Below are 21938 nucleotides of genomic sequence, written 5' to 3' on the forward strand. Positions count from 1 at the left end.
CTAATGCTTTGACAGGACTCTGATTGAGATGCAAGCGCAAACCATGCAAAGAAAAGTTTTACGAACCATTTGTCCCGATGCAAAAGGTCTGATCGCCAAAATCACCAATATTTGTTACAAGCACGAACTTAATATCGTGCAGAACAATGAGTTTGTTGATCATCGCACCGGGCGTTTTTTCATGCGCACCGAGCTGGAAGGGATTTTCAACGATAATACCCTGCTCGCCGATCTCGACAGCGCCCTGCCTCAGGGTTCAGTGCGGGAACTCCACAGTGCCGGTCGTCGTCGCGTGGTAATTCTGGTGACTAAAGAGGCACACTGCCTGGGCGATCTGTTAATGAAGAGCGCATTTGGTGGCCTGGATATGGAAATTGCAGCGGTTGTGGGTAACCACGACACCCTGCGTTCACTGGTTGAGCGTTTCGATATTCCCTTTGTGCTGGTGAGTCACGAGGGGTTGACGCGGGAAGAGCACGATAACCGCATGGTGGAAGAGATTGATCGCTATCAGCCCGATTACGTGGTGCTGGCAAAATATATGCGCGTTCTGACGCCCGCTTTCGTGCAGCGTTATCCGAACCAGATTATCAATATTCATCACTCCTTCCTTCCCGCTTTTATCGGTGCCCGCCCATACCACCAGGCCTATGAGCGTGGCGTAAAAATCATTGGTGCTACCGCGCACTACGTGAATGACAATCTCGATGAAGGTCCAATCATTATGCAGGATGTGATTAACGTTGATCACAGCTATACCGCGGATGAGATGATGCGTGCCGGCCGCGACGTAGAAAAGAATGTCCTGAGCAACGCACTGTATAAAGTGCTGGGACAGCGCGTATTCGTTTACGGCAACCGTACGATTATTCTTTAATCAGCCAGGACGCTGAATTGTCTGCAGATTCAGCGCTACGCGTAAAAAGTGGGCAAACAGTTGTGGTTTTGCCAGCGGGCGCTTTACACCCTTATCGCATTTGGTATGATGCGCCCCGCTTCAAGAGACAAAGATTCAGGCCATGGTGGGATTCCCGAGCGGCCAAAGGGAGCAGACTGTAAATCTGCCGTCACAGACTTCGAAGGTTCGAATCCTTCTCCCACCACCATCTGAATCTGAATCATCTTAAGCCACTTCATTATCCCTGGTGGGATTCCCGAGCGGCCAAAGGGAGCAGACTGTAAATCTGCCGTCACAGACTTCGAAGGTTCGAATCCTTCTCCCACCACCATCTCGTATGTTGCACTCAATTCCAAATCAAATATCAAAGCTTCCTGTTCTGCGGGGAGAGGGATGAGAACCTTCGACTAAGGTTCGGGTCGAGCATCGCGAGACAACGCGCTTCAGCGCGGCCCGAAGGGTGAGGCGCAACGCGCCGAATAATCCTTCTCCCACCACCATTTTGCATGTTGCAGATAATCCCAAATTAACTCAAAAGCCTCCTGTTCTGCGGGGTGAGGGATGAGAACCTTCGACTAAGGTTCGGGTCGAGCATCGCGAGACAACGCGCTTCAGCGCGGCCCGCAAGGTGAGGCGCAACGCGCCGAATAATCCTTCTCCCACCACCATCTCGTATGCTGCACTCAATTCCAAAACAAATATCAAAGCCTCCTGTTCTGCCTTACAGCTGCTCACCTTCTTACCCACTTTCACACAATCTCAGCCTGTTCTGCCATGACTTCTTCAACAAAAATCGCTACCATCTTCGCCCATTACTCGCTGAACAATGGTCGATCTCATGAAATTTGTTTCATTTAACATCAATGGGTTGCGTGCCCGCCCGCATCAGCTTCAGGCGCTTGTCGAACAGCATCAGCCTGATGTGATCGGTCTGCAGGAAACCAAGGTCCATGATGACATGTTCCCGCTGGAGGAGGTGGCAAAGCTTGGCTATCACGTCTTTTATCATGGACAGAAAGGCCACTATGGGGTGGCGTTGCTGACCAAAGCGCAGCCCGTGTCAGTGAGCCGGGGCTTTCCGGGCGATGACGAAGAGTCCCAGCGCCGCCTGATTATGGCGGAAATCCCCAGCCCGATCGGCGACATCACAGTGATCAATGGCTATTTCCCACAGGGCGAAAGTCGCGACCATCCCACCAAATTCCCGGCTAAAGAGAAGTTCTATCGCGATCTGCAACGCCTGCTATCCGACGATCTGCCTGCTGATAAACCGGTTCTGGTTATGGGCGACATGAATATCAGCAGCACCGATCTGGATATTGGTATTGGTGAGGAGAGCCGCAAGCGCTGGCTGCGCACCGGCAAATGCTCTTTCCTGCCGGAAGAGCGCGAGTGGATGGATCGCCTGCTGGGCTGGGGACTGGTGGATACCTGGCGCGAGCACAACCCGGAGGTGGCGGACCGTTTCTCCTGGTTCGATTATCGTTCGAAAGGGTTTGATGATAATCGTGGGTTACGCATTGATTTAGTGCTGGCAAGTAAAAATCTGGCAGCACACTGCGTTGAGAGCGGCATTGATTATGAGATTCGGGGCATGGAGAAGCCGTCTGACCACGCCCCCATCTGGTCAACCTTCCGCTTTTAATTAATGGTCGCGTGGCAGAGCGCCACGCGACGACTATTTCACTATTTTCCAGATCAGGTTGTTGGTGCCAAGAGACTGTTCATCACGCGCGCACTGCAGCAGCACGCCCTCAGATTTCACCACCGCGCCTTCTGTGTAGTTGCGGTTCTCAAAGATACAGCAGCGAAGACACTCCTGCTGACGTCTCTCTGACTGCGTCCAGGCTTCCGGCGGCATATCCACCACCACATCGGTATTCCCACCGTTGCTGCCTTGAGGTGGCATCGACTGATAACGACTATTGGCCTGCACTGCGCTGGTCGCCAGCGTCAGAGCCACAACCAGAAATACTGAATAACGCCTCATTCCGTCTCCTTCACTTTACGCCTGATTTTGCGCACCGGACGTTTCTGTCCGGTGGACGGTAATCCCCGAAATGCATGCGCCGCAGGCTGATGCCGCGCCTGCTGGATAAGGCCGGTTAAGGTCTGCACCAGTGGCTGCATAAACTCATCATAGCGGCAGGCCTTTTCGCTGATACGCGTCAGTGTCGATTCCCACTGCGCCGTCATATCCGGGCGCGCTACCAGATCGGGCAGAGAGTGAATCAGGGCGCGTCCGGCATCCGTGGAATTGATGTAACGGCCCTTCTTCACCAGGAAGCCACGACGAAACAGTAATTCGATAATGCCGGCACGTGTGGCTTCCGTTCCTAAACCATCGGTCGCACGCAGCACTTTCTTTAATTCTTTATCCTGAACGAAACGGGCTATGCCGGTCATTGCAGAAAGAATCGTCGCATCAGTAAACGGGCGTGGCGGCTGAGTCTGCTTCGCCAGCACCTCGCCACGCTCACACAGCAACTCATCACCCTTTGCTACCACTGGCAGCGGCATACCATCGTTCTCTTCATCCCGCTCTTTGCTGCCCAGCAGTGCCCGCCAGCCTGCCTCAGCCAGGAAGCGCGCTTTCGCCACAAATTTTCCGCCCGCGATATCAAGGTCGATGACACATTTACGGAATACCGCATCCGGGCAGAACTGCATCAGATACTGGCGCGCTACCAGCTCATAAATATGCTGTTCATTTTCGCTGAGCTTTACCGCGCTGCTTCGGGCCGTGGGAATAATGGCGTGGTGAGCATCGACTTTTTTATCGTCCCAGCAGCGATTTCTGCGATCGGCGTTAAAGTCTGCTGGTGGGGTAAGCTGGGGCTGATGCGCCTGTATCGCCTTTAAGACCGCATGACGACCGGCAAAATGCTCTTCCGGAAGATAGCGGCTGTCTGAACGCGGGTAGGTAATCAGTTTGTGGGTTTCATAGAGCCGCTGACAGGTATCCAGGACCGTCTGGGCACTCAGTCCGTAACGTTTTGCGGCCTCTATCTGCAGGCTGGACAGGGAGAATGGCAGCGGTGCGACGTCATTTTCGCGCTTATCATTGTAGGCCGTGACGATGGCCGGCTGACCTGTGATACGCGCCACCACGTGATCGGCCAGTGCACGTTTGAGCAACCGGCCCTCTTCATCCTGCCACGGCTCACAGGCTTCGCTGGGGATCCAGCTGGCAATAAATCTGGCACCATCAGGTGTGAGGATATGCGCTTTAACTTCGAAGTAATCTTTCGGTACGAAGTTTTCGATCTCCTCATCGCGCCGGACCACCAGCCCCAGCACCGGCGTCTGCACCCGACCCACCGACAGCACGCCATCGTAGCCCGCATTGCGTCCCAGCAGCGTCCAGGCGCGAGTCATGTTTATGCCGTAGAGCCAGTCCGCCCGGGCGCGGGCCAGCGCAGAAACGCAGAGCGGGATAAACTCGCGGTTCTCACGCAGGCGATTTACGGCACGATCCACTGCCTGAGGGTTAAGATCGTTGATCAGACAGCGCTGCACTTTGCTGCGTTTTTCAGCGGGCAGGTTCAGATAATCCAGCACCTCATCTACCAGCAACTGCCCTTCCCGATCCGGGTCACCTGCATGCACCACTTCACTCGCCTGCGCCAGCAAACCTTCAACCACTTTCAGCTGCTTCGCAACCGACGGACGCGGTTTTAGCTGCCATTTTTCCGGGATGATCGGTAGATCGTTCAACGACCAGCGTGCGTAACGGCTGTCATAACTGTCGGGCTGCGCCTGCTCCAGAAGGTGTCCCACGCACCAGGTCACGATCTGATCGTTGCCGCAGGCAATAAAGCCATCGCCGCGACGATGCGGTTTCGGCAGCACATCTGCGATAGCACGCCCAAGGCTCGGTTTTTCCGCAATAAACAAACGCATTGAATCAGGACATCCTTAACATCAGTGGGAACACAGTGATAACCGGTTGTTCGCTGTCGGTTTGAATCTCGCGGGCTATGTTAGCCTGGCAGGGCGTCGGGCGTAAGCGTGACGCGCAGTGTTAGCGATCGTTCGCACAGGAACCGTGCAAAAGGCAGGGCTGAAATGCACCCCGCCGGAACCGGACAGGCAGATCAGAAGTAACGGACGAATGGTGCAGTGTCAGGCGGGAGCACCGTGGTGCTGGATTTCAGTTGCGGGGTACCCAGATAAAGGAAGCCGACGATGGCATCCTGCTCGCGGCAGCCAAAACCCTGCCGGACCTGCTCGTCATCGGTCCAGGGACCGCTGCGCCAGATACCGTTGTAACCCTGAGCAAGCGCTGCCATCTGCATCGCCATTACCGCACAGCTGGCCGAGGCAATCTGTTCCCAACGCGGCACTTTGAGGTGCGCTTCACAATGTGCCACTACTGTAATAATCATTGGTGCGCGAAACGGTGCCTGGCTTGCTTTATTGATCGCCTTTTCATCCAGTTGGCTATCGCGTGCCGCCTTCTCCAGCAGTCGACTCATCCGGTCACGCCCTTCATTTTCTACAATGATGAAGCGCCAGGGTTGCAGCGTGCCGTGATCCGGGGCGCGCATGCCAGCCCGCAGGATATTTTCCAGTGCGTCACCTGCCGGTGCCGGCTCAGTCAGGCGTGAAGCCGAACGTCGGTTGACCAGTAACTCCAGTGCGTCCATGTTTCTCTCCCGATCTCTGTAATGTTGCCATTATCCTGGCACAGGCAGATTTTTTGTAACAGTGCGTAGTGATTTCCTGCTGACTTTTCACACGCCGCTCTTTAGGATGAGCTCGTCGGGGAAGTCTGGTCCGCGCGGCGGCCACTTCCTGCTACATATTTATGGAGAGTCTGATGCGCACATTGTGGCGAATAGTTGCAGGTCTGTTCCGCTGGAGCTGGCGGGTATTGAATTTTATCAGGGAATTTATTCTGAATATTTTCCTGATTTTATTGATTGTGGTGGGTGTGGGGATCTGGCTGCAGGTCAGCGGATCGGGCGGCAGTTCAGCGCCGATTCAGCAGGGCGCGCTGAAGGTCGATCTCAGCGGCGTGCTGGTGGATAAACCGTCGGTAAGCAACCGTCTGAGTAAAATTGGCCGCCAGCTGCTGGGTGCCAGCAGTGACCGCTTACAGGAAAATTCGCTGTTTGATGTGGTCGATGCCATTCGCCAGGCAAAAGATGACAGCAACATTAAAGGCATGGTGCTCGATCTACGCGAGTTTGCTGGTGGCGATCAGCCTTCCCTGCAATATGTGGGTAAAGCACTGCGTGAATTCCGCGACAGCGGCAAGCCAATTTATGCTCTGGGCGACAGCTACAGTCAGGCGCAATACTACCTTGCCAGCTACGCCACGAAAATCTATCTGTCGCCGCAGGGCACCGTGGATCTGCATGGTTTCGCCACCAACGGACTCTATTACAAAACCCTTCTGGAGAAGCTTAAAGTCACGTCACACGTCTTCCGTGTCGGGACCTACAAATCAGCGGTCGAGCCATTCCTGCGTGACGACATGTCACCCGCGGCACGTGATGCTGACAGCCGCTGGGTAGGTCAGCTGTGGCAGAACTATCTGAATACCGTGGCGGCGAATCGCCAGCTGACGCCGGAACAACTCTTCCCTGGCGCAGCAGCGATTATTGCTGGTTTAAACGCGGTTAAAGGCGACACCGCGCAATATGCGCTGGATAACAAGCTGGTCGATGCCCTGGGTTCCCGTGCAGCAGCCGATCAGGAGCTGGTGAAAACTTTTGGTCTGGATAAGCAGAGCAACGATTACCGTAGCGTCAGCATCTATGACTACAGCGTGAAACCGACCTCCTCGCAGCAGGATGGCAACATTGCGGTCGTCATGGCCAGCGGTGCCATCATGGATGGCGAAGAGACGCCGGGTAACGTGGGGGGCGACACAACAGCCGCTCAGATCCGCGATGCGCGTCTCGATCCGAAAATCAAAGCGATCATTCTGCGGGTGAACAGCCCGGGTGGCAGCGTGACAGCTTCGGAAGCGATTCGTGAAGAGCTGGCGGCGGCCCAGGCCGCAGGTAAGCCGATTGTGGTCTCTATGGGCGGCATGGCGGCATCCGGCGGTTACTGGATCTCAACGCCAGCCAGCTACATTGTGGCGAACCCCAGTACGCTGACTGGCTCGATTGGTATCTTCGGCGTCATCAATACGCTGGAGAACAGTCTGGACAGCATTGGCGTGCACACAGATGGTGTCGCGACCTCCCCGCTGGCGGACATCTCCACCACCAAAGCGCTACCAGCGGAAGTTCAGCAACTGATGCAGCTGACTATCGAAAATGGCTACCGCAACTTTGTGGGTCTGGTGGCGAAGTCGCGTCATAAAACCCCAGAGCAGATTGATGCGATAGCGCAGGGCCATGTCTGGACCGGCAGCGACGCCAAAGCCAATGGTCTGGTGGATGCGCTGGGTGACTTCGATGATGCCGTGAAGAAGGCGGGCGAGCTGGCGAAAGTCAGTAAACCCATGCTGAGCTGGTATCAGGATGAACCGACCTTCCTGGATATGCTGCTGGGCCAGATGAACGCCTCAGTACAGGCCGTATTGCCGGATACGCTCAAAGCCTGGCTGCCCGCACCGATGCTGGATGTGATGAGTGCCATGAAAGCCCAGCCGGGGCTCTTCGACAAGCATAACGATCCTCAGAACCGTTATGCCTTCTGCCTGAACTGCGGCGAAGTGCGATAAACCTCTCAGCCCGGCCGCTGGTCGGGCTGCTTTTCCCCGCTATTCCCCTTATACTGCGCCTTTTATGGCGAGTCTGAGTTCTCTAATGCACAAGAAAAACATCTACGTAGCCTACACGGGCGGGACAATCGGTATGCAGCGCTCTGCGCAGGGCTATATTCCGGTCTCAGGGCACCTGCAGCAGCAGCTGGCGAATATGCCCGAGTTCCACCGTCCCGAGATGCCTGATTTCACCATCCATGAATATCAGCCGCTGATCGACTCATCCGATATGACCCCGGAAGACTGGCAGTTTATCGCCAACGATATCCGACAAAATTACGATCGCTATGATGGCTTTGTGATTCTGCATGGCACGGACACCATGGCGTTTACCGCTTCTGCGCTCTCGTTCATGCTGGAAAATCTGGCCAAGCCGGTGATCGTGACCGGGTCACAGATTCCACTGGCGGAGCTGCGCTCAGATGGTCAGCAGAATCTGTTAAATTCCCTCTATGTGGCGGCTAACTATCCGATTAGCGAAGTGTCTCTGTTTTTCAATAACACACTTTATCGCGGCAACCGTACTACCAAGGCTCATGCCGATGGCTTCAACGCCTTTGCCTCGCCGAACCTCTCTGCACTGCTGGAAGCGGGCATTCATATTCGCCGCCTCAATACGCCACCTGCCCCATCCGGCAAGGGCGAACTGAACGTTCACACCATTACGCCTCAGCCCATTGGTGTGGTCACCCTCTATCCTGGTATTTCTGCCGACGTGGTCCGTAACTTCCTGCGGCAGCCGGTGAAGGCGCTGATCCTGCGTTCTTATGGCGTAGGCAATGCCCCGCAGAACAAGGAATTTCTGGCCGAACTTCAGCAGGCCAGCGAACGTGGTATCGTGGTGGTGAACCTGACCCAGTGTATTTCAGGCAAGGTAAATATGGGCGGATACGCCACCGGCAATGCGCTTGAAGAGGCTGGTGTGATTAGCGGATTTGATCTGACGGTAGAAGCCGCACTGACCAAGCTACACTTTTTACTCAGTCAGGAACTCTCTGCCGATCAAATCCGTGCCAGAATGCAGCAGAATTTGCGCGGCGAACTGACTGAAGACTGAAACGGAGCGACATGTAATGAAGCGGGCACTCATCATTATTGATATTCAGAACGATTTTTGCCCCGGCGGCCCGATGGCAGTCCATGAGGGCGACCACACGGTCGAGGTGGCTAATCGTTATGCGCGTTTGTTCCGTGAAAACGGTGAATGCGTACTGGCGCTGCAGGACTGGCACCCGGCCAATCACGGCAGCTTCGCCTCGGTTTCCGGTGAGCCGGTCTACACGCTGGGCGAGTTAAATGGTCTGGCGCAAATCTGGTGGCCCGATCACGGCATTCAGGGCTCGGCGGGCGCGGACTTCCATCCCGCTCTGGATCGATCACTGTTCGATGCAATTTTCCATAAAGGTGAGGATCAGGATGTCGACAGCTACAGCGCCTTTTTTGATAATGGCCACCGTCGTAAAACCGAGCTGGACAGCTGGCTGCGTGAGCGTGGCATCACTCATCTGGTGATGCTGGGGCTGGCGACAGATTACTGCGTGAAATATAGCGTGCTGGATGCGCTGGAATTGGGGTATCACGTCGAGGTAGTCAAAGAAGGCTGCCGCGGCGTTAATCTGAATCCTGAGGACAGTGAAATCGCCTTTGCTCAGATGACGGCTCAGGGCGCGATTCTGATTTAAAATGGAGCTGGCATGACGCCAGCTTTTTTTAATGCAGATGAATGCGGGTGACATCCGGGTCGATGCCGAACGCTTCTTTCAGCTCTTTTTTCGACTTCATTACCATCTCGCCGCCCTTAGCGATGGTCATATGCTGCGGCGCATCGTTGTGTCTTGCCTGCCACAACATAACCAGTTGCAGGCAGTTGTCGCGCTGCTCCTGCGTCAGTGCCACGCCATCCGGCCATTTCCCAATCTCAACGGCTGTTGCCAGTCGCTCATAGACTTCAGGCGTCATCGACGCAAGCATTGCTTCAAGTTGTTCCTTCATCGCCTTACCCTTTGGTCTGTTCGCCCTGCTCGTCGGTGAAATTCAGCGAGGCGGAGTTAACACAGTAGCGTTCACCGGTCGGTTGCGGACCGTCTGGAAAAACATGCCCCAGATGTGCATCGCAACTACTGCAGCGGATCTCAACACGCTGCATGCCATGAGAATTGTCCTCGATATAGCGAATCGCATCATCATTCACCGGCTGGTAAAAACTGGGCCAGCCACAGCCTGAATCATATTTGGTCTCAGAGAGAAAAAGTGGCGCCTCACAGACCAGGCAGTGGTAGATCCCTTCCTGCTTGTTGTGCAGCAGTGCGCCGCTGTAAGGCGGTTCCGTTCCGCGTTGCTGTGTCACATAACGCTGCATTTCTGTCAGCTCGGCGATTTTTGCGTCGGGTGCGGTGTCTTTAGCCATTTTAGGATTCCGGGGAAGTGCCATTCTGAAAAATTCGACTATTATTCTAACAAATGATCAACATTACCGGGTCTTTTTTTGTGCTCACCCTTTCATGCCGTCCACTGCAAAGCGTAATTGTGACTTCGATCACCTTTTATCCCGGGCATCACTATATATTCGGCGATTGATTAGACGAAAAGCGATATCATTGGCGGCGCGCAAGCGGTTGCGCATCGAATTATTCCTATCAGGCGAATTGACCTGTCGCAACAATTGACACGATTCCGCTTGACGCCTGGTAAGGTTTTTGTAATTTTACAGGCAACCTTTTATTCACTAACCAATAGCTGGTGGAATATATGACTATCAAAGTAGGTATCAATGGTTTCGGCCGTATCGGTCGCATCGTTTTCCGTGCTGCTCAGAAGCGTTCTGACATCGAAATCGTTGCTATCAACGACCTGCTGGACGCGGATTACATGGCGTACATGCTGAAGTATGACTCTACGCACGGTCGTTTCGACGGTACCGTAGAAGTTCAGGATGGCGCACTGGTCGTTAACGGTAAAAAAATCCGTGTTACTGCTGAGCGTGATCCGGCCAACCTGAAGTGGGATGAAGTGGGCGTTGACGTTGTTGCTGAAGCAACCGGTATCTTCCTGACCGACGAAACCGCGCGTAAACACATCACCGCAGGTGCTAAGAAAGTCGTTCTGACCGGTCCATCTAAAGATGACACCCCTATGTTTGTTCGTGGTGCAAACTTCGACAAATATGATGGCCAGGATATCGTTTCTAACGCGTCCTGTACCACTAACTGCCTGGCACCACTGGCTAAAGTCATCAACGACAAGTTTGGTATCGTTGAAGGTCTGATGACCACCGTTCACGCTACCACTGCGACTCAGAAAACCGTTGATGGCCCGTCTCACAAAGACTGGCGCGGCGGCCGTGGTGCATCGCAGAACATCATTCCTTCATCAACTGGCGCAGCAAAAGCGGTTGGTAAAGTTCTGCCAGAGCTGAACGGCAAACTGACCGGTATGGCATTCCGCGTCCCTACCCCTAACGTTTCCGTTGTTGACCTGACCGTACGTCTGGAAAAAGCGGCCTCTTACAAAGAAATCTGTGCTGCAATCAAAGCGGCTGCAGAAGGTGAGATGAAAGACGTTCTGGGCTACGTTGAAGATGACGTGGTTTCTACCGACTTCAACGGCGAAGTCCTGACTTCAGTATTCGATGCTAAAGCGGGTATCGCGCTGAACGACAACTTTGTGAAACTGGTTTCCTGGTACGACAACGAAACCGGCTACTCAAACAAAGTTCTCGACCTGATTGCGCTGGTTTCTGCTAAATAAGGCAGACAGACATCATTGAGATTAAGGGCGACTTCGGTCGCCCTTTTTTTGATCCGCACAGGAAGGAATCGAACATGCAAGATAAACTGTTTTCACTGCCCGTAGTCACGCAGATCTCCCCTTACCTTTCGCAGCGACAGGTTGGCGAACTGCCGGCGATTGTCATCAGCCATCCTAAGGTACGAGCAGCGATTACGCTGCAGGGCGCGCACCTTATCGCCTGGCAGCCGAGTGGCGAAAAGCCGGTACTCTGGCTGAGCGACAAGAGTCTTTTTTCACCCGGTAAAGCGATTCGTGGCGGCGTACCGATCTGCTGGCCCTGGTTTGGTCCGGCAGGCGAACCGGCACACGGTTTTGCCCGGATTCAGACATGGAAGCTTACGGCGCATGATGAGAATGAAGATGGCGTGATGCTTACGCTGGTGCTGGAAAGCAACGCTCAGACGCTGAAACTGTGGCCACACGAATTTACCCTCATCGCCCGCTTCCGCCTGGGTCAGCATTGTGAGATTGAACTGGAAGCTCATGGTGACTTTGAAGCCACGGCAGCGCTGCATAGCTACTTTACTGTCAGTGACATCAACGGTGTTGAGGTCTCCGGTCTGGGCAACAGCTATATCGACAAAGTAAATAACGGTGAGGTTGCCAGCAGTGATGGCAAACAGCGCTATCCTGGACGCATCGACCGTATCTTCACGGCGGCAGAAGATTGCTCCGTTATCAATGATACAACGGGTGAGCGACAGATCGAAGTTTACCACCACCATCACAGTGACGTTGTCACCTGGAATCCGGGTGTGGAACTCTCCTGCAGCATGGCGGATATGGCGAATGAAGGTTATAAGACAATGGTCTGTGTAGAGACGGCCCGAATCAATAAACCGCTGCGCAGTGCGGGTGAAAAGCCGGCACGCCTGGCCACGACGTTCCGCCTTAAGAAGAAAGTCGCAGCCAGCGACAGAGCTAACGGCTAAACGATATCCAGCGGTAATTTATGCTGTGGTGCTGGCCACGCACGATCGATGAGCTGCAACTCTTCATCGGTCAGTTCCACCTCCAGCGCCGCAGCATTTTCCTGAACGTGAACCACAGAACTGGCTTTGGGAATGGCAATGACCCCTGGCTGACGAACCACCCAGGCCAGCAGTAGTTGCGCCACGCTGATGCCCTTCTGTTGTGCAATCTGATTCAGCACCGCATCGGTAAACAGCGCATCCCGTAGTCGTCCAGCCTGTGCCAGCGGACAATAGGCCATCACCGGCACGCCACGCTGCTGACAGACGGGCAGAAGATCAAACTCGATACCGCGTGAAGCCAGATGATACAGGACCTGATTGGTCGCGCACTGATTGCCTCCGGGTTCATCCCACAGTTCGGCCATATCATCAGTGTCAAAATTCGAGACGCCCCAGTGACGAATCTTGCCCTGCTGCTGCAGGTGCTCCATGGCGCGCAGAGTCTCTTCCAGCGGGATATTACCGCGCCAGTGCAACAGATAGAGGTCAAGGTAATCGGTCTGCAGACGGCGCAGGCTACGCTCACAGGCTTCAATGGTATCCACTTCGCCGGCATTCCACGGGTAGACCTTCGACACCAGCAACGCTCTATCGCGACGCCCCAGCAGCGCCTGCCCGACGACCTCTTCAGCGCCGCCGTCTGCATACATTTCGGCGGTATCAATCAACTGCAACCCACACTCAAGACCTGCCTGTAATGCTGCGACTTCACCGGCCCGCTGCGCCGGGTTTTCGCCCATATACCACGTGCCCTGGCCGATTACCGGCAGGTCATTAAAACCAGCGAAGTTAATCGTGTTGCGCATTCTGCTCTCCCGCCTCATTCTGAGGCCCCATAAAAGAACAGAGGGCACCGTATGCCCTCTTTTAGTGCATTATCAGAAGGTGTAGCTGACACCTGTCCAGATTGTCGTCTGCCCGCTCTTATCGATCATCGGGCTGTCTTTAATCTCGCTGTCGAAACGGGTGTAACGTCCCACAATGCCAACATTCCACTGCGTTGCTATCTGATAGCTGGCACTCAACTCAACATAAGGCGACCAGCTGTCGTCCGGATTGTAACGGCTGATGCCGGTACGTGCGCTTTCATGCGCGGAAACACCGTAGTAATAACGGTTTTGATTGGCGCTATTCCACATGGCACCGATGCCCGGCGTCAGGCTGAAGTCGCCCATCTGGATGGGGTAGAGGTAAGTCAGGTCCCAGATCATCCCGTTGCTGTTATTCAGCACGTCGCCCAGCAATGCCGTCCGGACAACCCCCCAGTCGGCGGTGTGACGATAGGTTGCGCCACCCATCAGTGTCATGCGGCGCTTATCCAGCCCTTTCATATCACCCAGATCGTTGTCGCTGGGTTTGTACTCCTGCGGTGAGCCCAGCAGCGTCAGAGAGAGCTGATTCTGGGGATCTTTCCACAGGTAGTAACCGCCCTGCAGGCTGCGGAACCAGAAGTCTTCACCCTCATAATTGATGACCGGAACCGGAAGATAACGGTCCTGTCCGCCGCGATACGGTGAGTCGGCATAGATGACCGACGCACCCACAGAAAGCGGAGCGGCATTGGCGTGCGTAGCCAGCAAATAACAGGGTAAAAGTGCAACAAGCGTCTTAAATTTGAATTGGTTCACAATTTATTCATTCCATAAATATAACAATCAAACAGGAAGTCTAACGTTTTTTTACGGCTGGATTAACTTATATCGAAATCCTTTAAGCAACCAACAGATGAAAGTGGCATGAAAGGTTAAAAACAAGTTAAGTTAAAGCATCATCCATATGAACTCATCTCATAACTGACCCGAATTAGTCTTGATCTTCCCCTCATTCGCCCAAACCCATGGAGGAAATTTCCTAGAAGCCATCTACAGTTAGAATTAACAGCAGAGATTTTGTACGAGCAGAGTAACCACAAACGTTGTGTATCCCGATAAAAAAGATCAGGTTGGCATAAGGGTTGCTGTACTCAACAGAGAATATCTTCCGGGAGCTGCTACAAGTCTTAAATTACGCTCCTTACCTGTGCTAAAAACGAAAGGACGGGCATCGCTATGAATATATTCGATCACTATCGTCAGCGTTATGAAGCTGCCAAGGACGAAGAGTTCACACTGCAGGAATTTCTTGCTATCTGTAAGCAGGATCGCAGTGCATACGCCAACGCTGCAGAGCGACTGTTAATGGCTATCGGAGAGCCAGTAATGGTCGACACTGCTCAGGAGCCACGCCTTTCCAGAATATTCTCCAACCGTGTGATGGGACGCTATCCGGCGTTCGAGGAGTTTTACGGCATGGAGGAAGCGATTGAACAGATCGTCTCCTATCTGAAACATGCCGCTCAGGGACTTGAGGAGAAGAAACAGATCCTCTATTTACTGGGTCCGGTGGGTGGCGGTAAATCTTCACTGGCGGAACGACTTAAGTCGCTGATGCAGCGGGTACCCATCTATGTACTGAGCGCTGATGGTGAACGCAGCCCGGTTAACGATCATCCTCTCTGCCTGTTCAATCCTCAGGAAGACGCGCATATTCTTGAAAAAGAGTATGGCGTGCCGCGCCGTTACCTCGGCACCATCATGTCGCCGTGGGCAGCGAAACGCCTGCACGACTTTGGTGGCGATATTTCGCGGTTTAAAGTCGTAAAAGTCTGGCCGTCCATTCTGGAACAGCTGGCGATCGCCAAAACCGAGCCGGGTGATGAGAACAATCAGGATATCTCTGCGCTGGTAGGTAAAGTGGACATCCGTAAACTGGAAAACCATGCGCAAAACGATCCTGATGCCTACGGTTACTCTGGTGCACTCTGCCGCGCGAACCAGGGCATCATGGAATTCGTGGAGATGTTTAAAGCGCCGATTAAGGTGCTGCATCCACTCCTGACAGCAACGCAGGAAGGGAACTACAACGGCACCGAGGGGATTTCGGCGCTGCCGTTTAACGGCATTATTCTGGCGCACTCCAACGAATCAGAGTGGGTGACGTTCCGCAACAACAAGAATAATGAGGCGTTCCTGGACCGCGTTTACATCGTCAAGGTGCCCTACTGCCTGCGGGTTTCTGAAGAGATCAAAATCTACGACAAACTGCTTAATCACAGTGAGCTGGCAACCTCGCCCTGCGCACCGGGCACGCTGGAAACGCTGGCACGCTTCTCTATCCTGTCACGTCTCAAAGATCCGGAGAATTCCAGCATCTACTCCAAAATGCGGGTATACGATGGTGAGAGCCTGAAGGATACCGACCCTAAAGCGAAGTCCTGGCAGGAATATCACGATTATGCCGGTGTGGATGAAGGTATGAACGGTCTCTCGACCCGCTTTGCCTTTAAGATCCTGTCGCGGGTATTTAACTTCGATCACGCCGAAGTGGCGGCTAACCCGGTGCATCTGTTCTACGTGCTGGAGCAGCAAATCGAGCGTGAGCAATTCCCGCAGGATCAGGCTGAGAAATACCTTGAGCACCTCAAAGGCTATCTGATTCCCAAATATGCTGAGTTTATTGGCAAAGAGATTCAGACCGCCTATCTGGAATCCTACTCTGAATATGGTCAGAACATTTTTGACCGCTACGTGACCTATGCCGACTTCTGGATTCAGGATCAGGAATATCGCGATCCCGATACCGGACAGTTGTTTGACCGTGAGTCGCTCAACGCGGAGCTGGAGAAGATCGAGAAGCCTGCTGGCATCAGTAACCCGAAAGATTTCCGTAACGAGATCGTCAACTTTGTGCTGCGCGCCAGGGCACACAATAACGGTCGCAATCCGAACTGGACCAGTTACGAGAAATTGCGCACCGTCATTGAGAAGAAAATGTTCTCGAATACGGAAGAATTGCTGCCGGTCATCTCGTTTAACACCAAGACCTCTACCGATGAGCAGAAGAAGCATGATGATTTTGTCGATCGCATGATGGAAAAAGGCTATACCCGCAAACAGGTTCGCCTGCTGTGCGAATGGTATCTGCGTGTGCGTAAATCGTCCTGATAAGAGTCTGTAAGCTTGCCGGTAAGTGATACCGGTCTGACAGGGTCGGGTTCGCCCGGCCTGCTTACAATGTAGTTTGGGGGAATACCATGGCCTATTTCATCGATCGCCGGCTTAACGGCAAAAACAAGAGCGCGGTAAACCGCCAGCGCTTCTTGCGCCGTTATAAGTCGCAAATTAAGCAGTCGATCTCCGAGGCCATTAATAAACGCTCGGTGACCGACGTGAGCAGCGGTGAGTCCGTCTCTATCCCGATTGACGATATTAACGAGCCGATTTTCCATCAGGGGCGCGGTGGTAACCGCCATCGGGTCCATCCGGGCAACGACCATTTTGTTCAGAACGACCGCGTTGAGCGTCCGCAGGGTGGCGGTGGCGGCGGCAGTGGTCAGGGCAATGCCAGTCAGGATGGTGAAGGTCAGGATGAGTTTGTCTTTCAGATATCGAAAGATGAGTATCTCGACCTGCTGTTTGAAGACCTCGCCCTGCCTAATCTGCGCCGCAACCAGCATCGTCAGTTGAATGAATTTAAGACCCATCGTGCCGGTTTCACCTCTAATGGCGTGCCGGCCAATATCAGCGTTGTGCGCTCATTGCAGAACTCGCTGGCGCGTCGTACGGCGATGACGGCAGGTAAACGCCGGATGCTGCACGAACTGGAAGAAACGCTGCAGGAAATTGAGAACGCTGAACCGGCACAGCTGCTGGAGGAGGAACGGCTGCGCAGAGAGATTGCCGAGTTACGGGCGCGCATTGAACGCGTCCCCTTTATCGACACTTTCGATCTTCGCTACAAAAACTTTGAGAAGCGCCCGGAGCCTTCCAGCCAGGCAGTCATGTTCTGTCTGATGGATGTCTCCGGCTCAATGGACCAGGCGACTAAGGACATGGCAAAACGCTTCTATATCCTGCTCTACCTGTTCCTGAGCCGCACCTACAAGAATGTCGATGTGGTTTATATCCGCCATCATACGCAGGCTAAAGAAGTCGATGAACAGGAGTTTTTCTACTCTCAGGAGACCGGCGGCACCATCGTTTCCAGTGCGCTGAAACTGATGGATGAGGTAGTAAAAGAGCGTTATGACCCGGCGCAATGGAACATCTATGCAGCACAGGCCTCGGATGGTGACAACTGGGCTGATGACTCACCGCTCTGTCATGAGATTCTGGCGAAGCACATTCTGCCGGTCGTGCGTTACTACAGCTATATCGAGATCACCCGCCGGGCGCATCAGACCCTGTGGCGCGAGTATGAGCATCTGCAGGCGACGTTTGATAACTTTGCCATTGAACATATTCGTGAGCCGGAAGATATCTATCCGGTGTTCCGATCGCTCTTCCATAAACAGGCAACGGAAGCCTGATGCACTAAGCCGGTTAATGACCGGCTTTTTTTATCTGCCGAATAACCTGTTAAAACAGTCTGTTTTCTCCCGCTTGCCTGCCAACCCCCTCATTCTTCACATTAATCTGATTCCATATGCTGTTAAGCAATTCGTATAATACGCATTTTCACAATGACAACTCCTTGATAAAACATTATCTTTCAGAGATAGCATGGATATTTGTCACCCCTTGCTGCATCGCACTGTCATATCTCAGGAGACCGGGTTTGAACCACACTATTGTCTACAGTCTGTTTATCATCGGTTCCGTGCTGGTCGCATCGAGTATTCTGCTCAGCTCTTTCTCGTCCCGGCTGGGCATTCCTATTCTGGTTATCTTCCTTGCACTGGGTATGCTGACCGGTATTGATGGTATCGGCGGCATCGCCTTTGATAACTATCCGGCAGCCTATCTGATTTCAAACCTGGCGCTGGCCATCATCCTGCTGGATGGCGGCATGCGCACGAAAGCCAGCTCGTTTAAAGTCGCGCTGGGGCCAGCGCTGTCGCTGGCCACTGTCGGGGTAATGATCACCGCAGGTCTGACTGGCGTGGTGGCGGCCTGGCTATTTAACCTCGATATGATGCAGGGCTTCCTGATTGGTGCCATTATCGGCTCTACGGACGCCGCCGCTGTCTTCTCCCTGCTGGGTGACAAAGGCCTGAATGAGCGCGTCAGCTCTACGCTGGAGATTGAGTCGGGCAGTAACGACCCGATGGCAGTCTTTCTGACCATTACCCTGATTGAGATGATCGAGCAGGGCCGCAGCGGCCTTGACTGGATGTTCCTGGTGCATCTGGTGCAGCAGTTCGGCCTGGGTATCGTGTTGGGTCTGGGCGGCGGCTGGGCGCTGCAGCAGTTGATTAACCGTATCAGTCTGGCCCCAGGACTTTATCCGCTACTGGCGTTGAGCGGCGGCATTCTGGTGTTCGCCCTCACCACCGTGTTAGAGGGCAGCGGCATCCTGGCGGTCTATCTGTGCGGCTTCTTACTGGGCAACCGCCCGATTCGTAACCGTCACGGCATTCTGCAGACCTTTGATGGGATGGCCTGGCTGAGCCAGATTGGCATGTTCATTGTGCTGGGTCTGCTGGTGACGCCGTCTGATTTATGGCATATCGCGGTGCCCGCGATGATCCTCTCGCTGTGGCTGATTCTGGTGGCGCGTCCGCTCTCGGTGTTTATTGGCCTGTTGCCGTTCCGCAACTTCACCACCCGCGAGCGGGTTTTTATCAGCTGGGTCGGCTTACGCGGTGCGGTGCCGATTATCCTCGCCGTCTTCCCGATGATGGCCGGCTTAGAGAACGCCTCGCTCTATTTTAATATCGCCTTTTTTGTGGTGCTGGTCTCCCTGATGTTGCAGGGCACCTCGCTGGGCTTTGCGGCAAAAAAAGCCAAAGTCGTGGTGCCGCCGACCGCCTCGCCGATCAGCCGTATCGGTCTGGACATTCACCCCGAAAATCCGTGGGAGCAGTTTGTCTATCAGCTCAGCGCCGACAAGTGGTGCGTGGGTGCCGCGCTGCGTGACCTGCAGATGCCGCGCGAGACCCGCATCGCTGCCCTGTTCCGTGACAATGTGCTGATGCACCCCAACGGCGGCACACGGCTGAAAGAGAACGACGTCATCTGCGTGATTGGCCGTGAGCGCGATCTTCCGGCGCTGGGCAAAATGTTCAGCCAGTCGCCGCCGGTTTCGCTCGACCAGCGCTTCTTTGGAGACTTTATTCTGGATGCAGAGGCCCGCCTGCGCGACGTTGCGCAGATTTACGGACTCGAGCTGGATGAGAGCACCAACGATCAGCAGTCACTGGGGCAACTGGTGCTGGCTATGCTGGGCGGCTCACCGGTCGTCGGCGATCAGGTGGAGTGGAATCAGCTGACCTGGACCGTCGCGGAGAAAGAGGATAACCGCATTGTTAAGATTGGTGTCCGTCCGGCTGAAGAGAAGGAATAATCCTAATCATTCAGCCACGTTGTTTTCTCTCAGTGCGCTAAGCTTAACTCTCTATGCCAGTTAAAACGGGAGAAATGAATGGGACACGTGGTTAAAATTGGTCGTTATGAGATTGTAGATGCCGATCTTGACAGTGAGAACGCCGACACCGTCAGTATCCCCTGTCACACTAATCCCGGCTTAATTACCCAACTCGATGGCTGGGATCGCGATACCAGCGTACCGGCCTGGATTGACGGGGAGCCAGTGAATCTGCAGATTGGCCATTACGATAAGCAGCAGGACCGCTGGATTTTAAAGAAACCTGCCTGAGCCACTATCACTACCGCCAGTCATATGATTTGGCGGTAATTCCTAAAAAGCGTCTTAAACAGTTTGGTTATAACCGCACCCTTCCTTATTTTATCTAATAAAAACGTGCAGTTAGCGCTTTAAAACTTTAATCACTTTTGATGTTTTCAGATTTTTTCCGTATTAACTCTGTCAAGTAACTCCTGCATACTCATTCTCAATGCTGCAACATTTCGTGAGTACCATCACGCTTTAATCGTTACCTTTTTTGCAGCTGCACTGGCTGTACTGACTGCAACAGACTGAAAATTATTTTTTAATTTTTCAGAGGCCCACTCCTGAGCGCGTATTTGATTTTGATCAGGCCATCTTTTACTTGAGAAAGAGAGCAGGTTTTATGGCAAGTACATTGATAATGAATAGCCCGAGCCGCTCATGGAGCGGAACGCGTAAAAATATCATCGTGAAATTCGCCCTGAGTTTTTCCGATCTGATTGCACTTAACCTGGCACTGTTTTTATCTGCCGCGACGATACAGGGTATTTGGGGCGAGCTGGATACGTTTATTCCACCGCATCAGATTGAATATCGTTTTGTGGCTCAGTTTATTATGTCAGTCATGTGTACCGGTTGGTTCTGGGTACGTCTGCGCCATTACACCTATCGCAAACCCTTCTGGTTTGAACTGAAAGAGATCGTTAAAACATTATTTGTTTTCTCGCTGCTCGACCTTGCGCTTATTGCCTTCTCTAAGTGGGACTTCTCCCGCATGGTGTGGGTCTTCAGCTGGACATATGCCCTGCTGCTGCTGCCGCTGATGCGTGCTCTGGTTAAACGTGCCATTAACAAGGCGGGCCAGTGGCAGAAAGAGACCATCATTATCGGTTCCGGCCGCAACGCCACTGAAGCGTATGCGGCGCTGCAAAGTGAAGAGATCCTGGGCTACAACGTACAGGCATTTATTTCGGTCGACGATGTTCCTGCTCAGCAGAGCGTGAATGGTGTGCCAGTGATCACCTGGAAAGACATTAACTGGCAGACCATTGACCGTGACAATGTGCAGTTTATTGTTGCCATGGAGTATGAGCAGCAGCCGATGCGCGATCGCTGGCTGAAATTCCTGTCGAAGATGAACTGCCGGTCAGTCTCGGTGATCCCGACGCTGCGCGGCGTGCCGCTTTACGGTACGGACATGTCCTTTATCTTCAGTCATGAAGTGATGATCCTGCGCGTCAGCAATAACCTGGCGAAACACTCATCCCGTTTCATGAAGCGTGCCTTTGATATCGTCGTAGCGTCGATGCTGCTGCTGTTCCTTGGCCCGATCTTCGCCCTGCTGTGCTTTATGGTGAAACGTGACGGCGGCAATGCAATTTATGGTCACGAACGTGTGGGCCAGAATGGCAAAAAATTCAAATGTCTGAAATTCCGTTCCATGGTGACCAATTCCAAAGAGGTACTGGAGAAATTGCTGGCGACCAGTGAAGAGGCCCGGATGGAGTGGGATAAAGATTTCAAACTGAAGAATGATCCGCGCGTAACCCGGATCGGCAGCTTCCTGCGTAAAACCAGCCTCGACGAATTGCCGCAACTGTGGAACGTGATTCGGGGTGAGATGAGTCTGGTCGGCCCGCGTCCGGTCATCGAAGCTGAGCTGGAACGCTATGCCGGTGACGTCGACTACTACCTGATGGCCAAACCAGGCATGACCGGCCTCTGGCAGGTCAGTGGACGTAACGATATCGACTATGATACACGCGTCTATTTTGACTCCTGGTATGTCAAAAACTGGGCGCTCTGGACCGATATCGCGATCCTGTTCAAAACCGCAGGCGTGGTGCTACGCCGCGACGGTGCTTACTAAGCAAGACCCTGCGATGCCTGTTTACAGCAGGCATCGCACTTTCCGCACGACTTCCTCTATCTTTTTTGCCTC

At 53.6% G+C, this 21938-nt stretch carries 19 protein-coding genes, 2 tRNA genes and 2 other RNA genes; 16 read left to right on the plus strand and 7 right to left on the minus strand.

The window, feature by feature from the left end:
• The first annotated feature begins 28 nt into the window (after window positions 1-28).
• From purU to xthA, 6 genes are all read left to right on the plus strand, one after another.
• Window positions 29-877, plus strand: coding sequence for a formyltetrahydrofolate deformylase (purU, locus tag F3I20_RS06020; protein WP_003852258.1), 849 nt, complete (start codon window positions 29-31; stop codon window positions 875-877).
• 144 nt (window positions 878-1021) lie between these two features.
• Window positions 1022-1106, plus strand: a tRNA-Tyr gene (locus F3I20_RS06025).
• Between the two features lie 38 nt (window positions 1107-1144).
• A tRNA-Tyr gene (locus F3I20_RS06030) sits at window positions 1145-1229 on the plus strand.
• A 41-nt stretch (window positions 1230-1270) separates the two neighbouring features.
• Window positions 1271-1398: non-coding RNA, RtT sRNA (locus F3I20_RS06035), on the plus strand.
• Window positions 1399-1438: 40 nt separating this feature from the next.
• A non-coding RNA gene (locus F3I20_RS06040) (RtT sRNA) lies at window positions 1439-1566 on the plus strand.
• 170 nt (window positions 1567-1736) lie between these two features.
• Window positions 1737-2543: an exodeoxyribonuclease III gene (xthA, locus tag F3I20_RS06045; protein ID WP_150015151.1), complete on the plus strand. Its 807-nt coding sequence runs from the start codon at window positions 1737-1739 to the stop codon at window positions 2541-2543.
• Window positions 2544-2576: 33 nt separating this feature from the next.
• Here xthA and F3I20_RS06050 read toward each other — a convergent pair whose 3' ends face one another.
• The 3 genes from F3I20_RS06050 to F3I20_RS06060 form a co-directional block, all read right to left on the minus strand.
• A complete protein-coding gene (locus tag F3I20_RS06050; protein WP_150015152.1) occupies window positions 2577-2888 on the minus strand; it encodes a YnjH family protein in 312 nt (103 codons plus the stop codon).
• The gene (locus F3I20_RS06055) at window positions 2885-4801 is read right to left on the minus strand and encodes a DNA topoisomerase III (RefSeq protein WP_150037065.1); all 1917 of its coding nucleotides are present in this window, start codon (window positions 4799-4801) and stop codon (window positions 2885-2887) included. The genes F3I20_RS06050 and F3I20_RS06055 overlap by 4 nt, the downstream gene beginning before the upstream one ends.
• A 194-nt stretch (window positions 4802-4995) precedes the next feature.
• Window positions 4996-5547 carry an NAD(P)H nitroreductase gene (locus F3I20_RS06060; RefSeq protein WP_150015154.1) on the minus strand — a complete coding sequence of 184 codons (552 nt, stop codon included), beginning with the start codon at window positions 5545-5547 and terminating at the stop codon, window positions 4996-4998.
• A 173-nt stretch (window positions 5548-5720) separates the two neighbouring features.
• Here F3I20_RS06060 and sppA point away from each other — a divergent pair, with 173 nt between their 5' ends.
• From sppA to pncA, 3 genes are all read left to right on the plus strand, one after another.
• A complete protein-coding gene (gene sppA, locus F3I20_RS06065) occupies window positions 5721-7583 on the plus strand; it encodes a signal peptide peptidase SppA (RefSeq protein ID WP_150037064.1) in 1863 nt (620 codons plus the stop codon).
• 85 nt (window positions 7584-7668) lie between these two features.
• On the plus strand, window positions 7669-8682 hold the full coding sequence (gene ansA / locus F3I20_RS06070) for an asparaginase (protein WP_150015156.1): 1014 nt from the start codon (window positions 7669-7671) through the stop codon (window positions 8680-8682).
• A gap of 16 nt (window positions 8683-8698) precedes the next feature.
• Window positions 8699-9307, plus strand: coding sequence for a bifunctional nicotinamidase/pyrazinamidase (gene pncA / locus F3I20_RS06075; protein ID WP_150015157.1), 609 nt, complete (start codon window positions 8699-8701; stop codon window positions 9305-9307).
• 28 nt (window positions 9308-9335) lie between these two features.
• On the opposite strand, the gene F3I20_RS06080 is transcribed toward pncA, so the two are convergent.
• Together F3I20_RS06080 and msrB are read right to left on the minus strand one after the other, a co-directional pair.
• Window positions 9336-9617 carry a YeaC family protein gene (locus F3I20_RS06080; protein ID WP_013358061.1) on the minus strand — a complete coding sequence of 94 codons (282 nt, stop codon included), beginning with the start codon at window positions 9615-9617 and terminating at the stop codon, window positions 9336-9338.
• A gap of 4 nt (window positions 9618-9621) precedes the next feature.
• A complete protein-coding gene (gene msrB, locus F3I20_RS06085; RefSeq protein WP_150015158.1) occupies window positions 9622-10032 on the minus strand; it encodes a peptide-methionine (R)-S-oxide reductase MsrB in 411 nt (136 codons plus the stop codon).
• 341 nt (window positions 10033-10373) lie between these two features.
• On the opposite strand from msrB, the gene gapA reads away from it, so the two are divergent.
• Window positions 10374-11372: a glyceraldehyde-3-phosphate dehydrogenase gene (gapA, locus tag F3I20_RS06090; RefSeq protein WP_013358063.1), complete on the plus strand. Its 999-nt coding sequence runs from the start codon at window positions 10374-10376 to the stop codon at window positions 11370-11372.
• Window positions 11373-11446: 74 nt separating this feature from the next.
• Window positions 11447-12346, plus strand: a complete 900-nt coding sequence (locus F3I20_RS06095; RefSeq protein WP_150015159.1) for a D-hexose-6-phosphate mutarotase — start codon at window positions 11447-11449, stop codon at window positions 12344-12346.
• Here the strand turns inward: F3I20_RS06095 and F3I20_RS06100 are convergent.
• Complete coding sequence (locus F3I20_RS06100) at window positions 12343-13194, minus strand: aldo/keto reductase (RefSeq protein ID WP_150015160.1); 852 nt, start codon at window positions 13192-13194, stop codon at window positions 12343-12345. The genes F3I20_RS06095 and F3I20_RS06100 overlap by 4 nt on opposite strands.
• Window positions 13195-13266: 72 nt before the next feature.
• Entirely contained in the window at window positions 13267-14016 is a 750-nt protein-coding gene (locus F3I20_RS06105; protein WP_150015161.1) for a MipA/OmpV family protein, read from the minus strand.
• A 420-nt stretch (window positions 14017-14436) separates the two neighbouring features.
• Between F3I20_RS06105 and yeaG the strand changes: the two genes are divergently transcribed.
• The 5 genes from yeaG to wbaP all read left to right on the plus strand — a co-directional run bounded on the left by yeaG (window position 14437) and on the right by wbaP (window position 21866).
• The gene (gene yeaG, locus F3I20_RS06110) at window positions 14437-16371 is read left to right on the plus strand and encodes a protein kinase YeaG (RefSeq protein ID WP_003852739.1); all 1935 of its coding nucleotides are present in this window, start codon (window positions 14437-14439) and stop codon (window positions 16369-16371) included.
• 89 nt (window positions 16372-16460) lie between these two features.
• On the plus strand, window positions 16461-17735 hold the full coding sequence (locus F3I20_RS06115; protein WP_150015162.1) for a YeaH/YhbH family protein: 1275 nt from the start codon (window positions 16461-16463) through the stop codon (window positions 17733-17735).
• A gap of 248 nt (window positions 17736-17983) precedes the next feature.
• Window positions 17984-19711, plus strand: a complete 1728-nt coding sequence (locus F3I20_RS06120; protein WP_150015163.1) for a potassium/proton antiporter — start codon at window positions 17984-17986, stop codon at window positions 19709-19711.
• Between the two features lie 78 nt (window positions 19712-19789).
• Window positions 19790-20023: a DUF1480 family protein gene (locus F3I20_RS06125; protein ID WP_013358069.1), complete on the plus strand. Its 234-nt coding sequence runs from the start codon at window positions 19790-19792 to the stop codon at window positions 20021-20023.
• Window positions 20024-20399: 376 nt separating this feature from the next.
• Window positions 20400-21866, plus strand: coding sequence for an undecaprenyl-phosphate galactose phosphotransferase WbaP (gene wbaP, locus F3I20_RS06130; protein WP_150015164.1), 1467 nt, complete (start codon window positions 20400-20402; stop codon window positions 21864-21866).
• Window positions 21867-21938: the final 72 nt, after the last annotated feature.

The sequence above is a fragment of the Candidatus Pantoea gossypiicola genome (assembly GCF_008632075.1).
Classification (GTDB): Bacteria; Pseudomonadota; Gammaproteobacteria; order Enterobacterales; family Enterobacteriaceae; genus Pantoea; species Pantoea gossypiicola.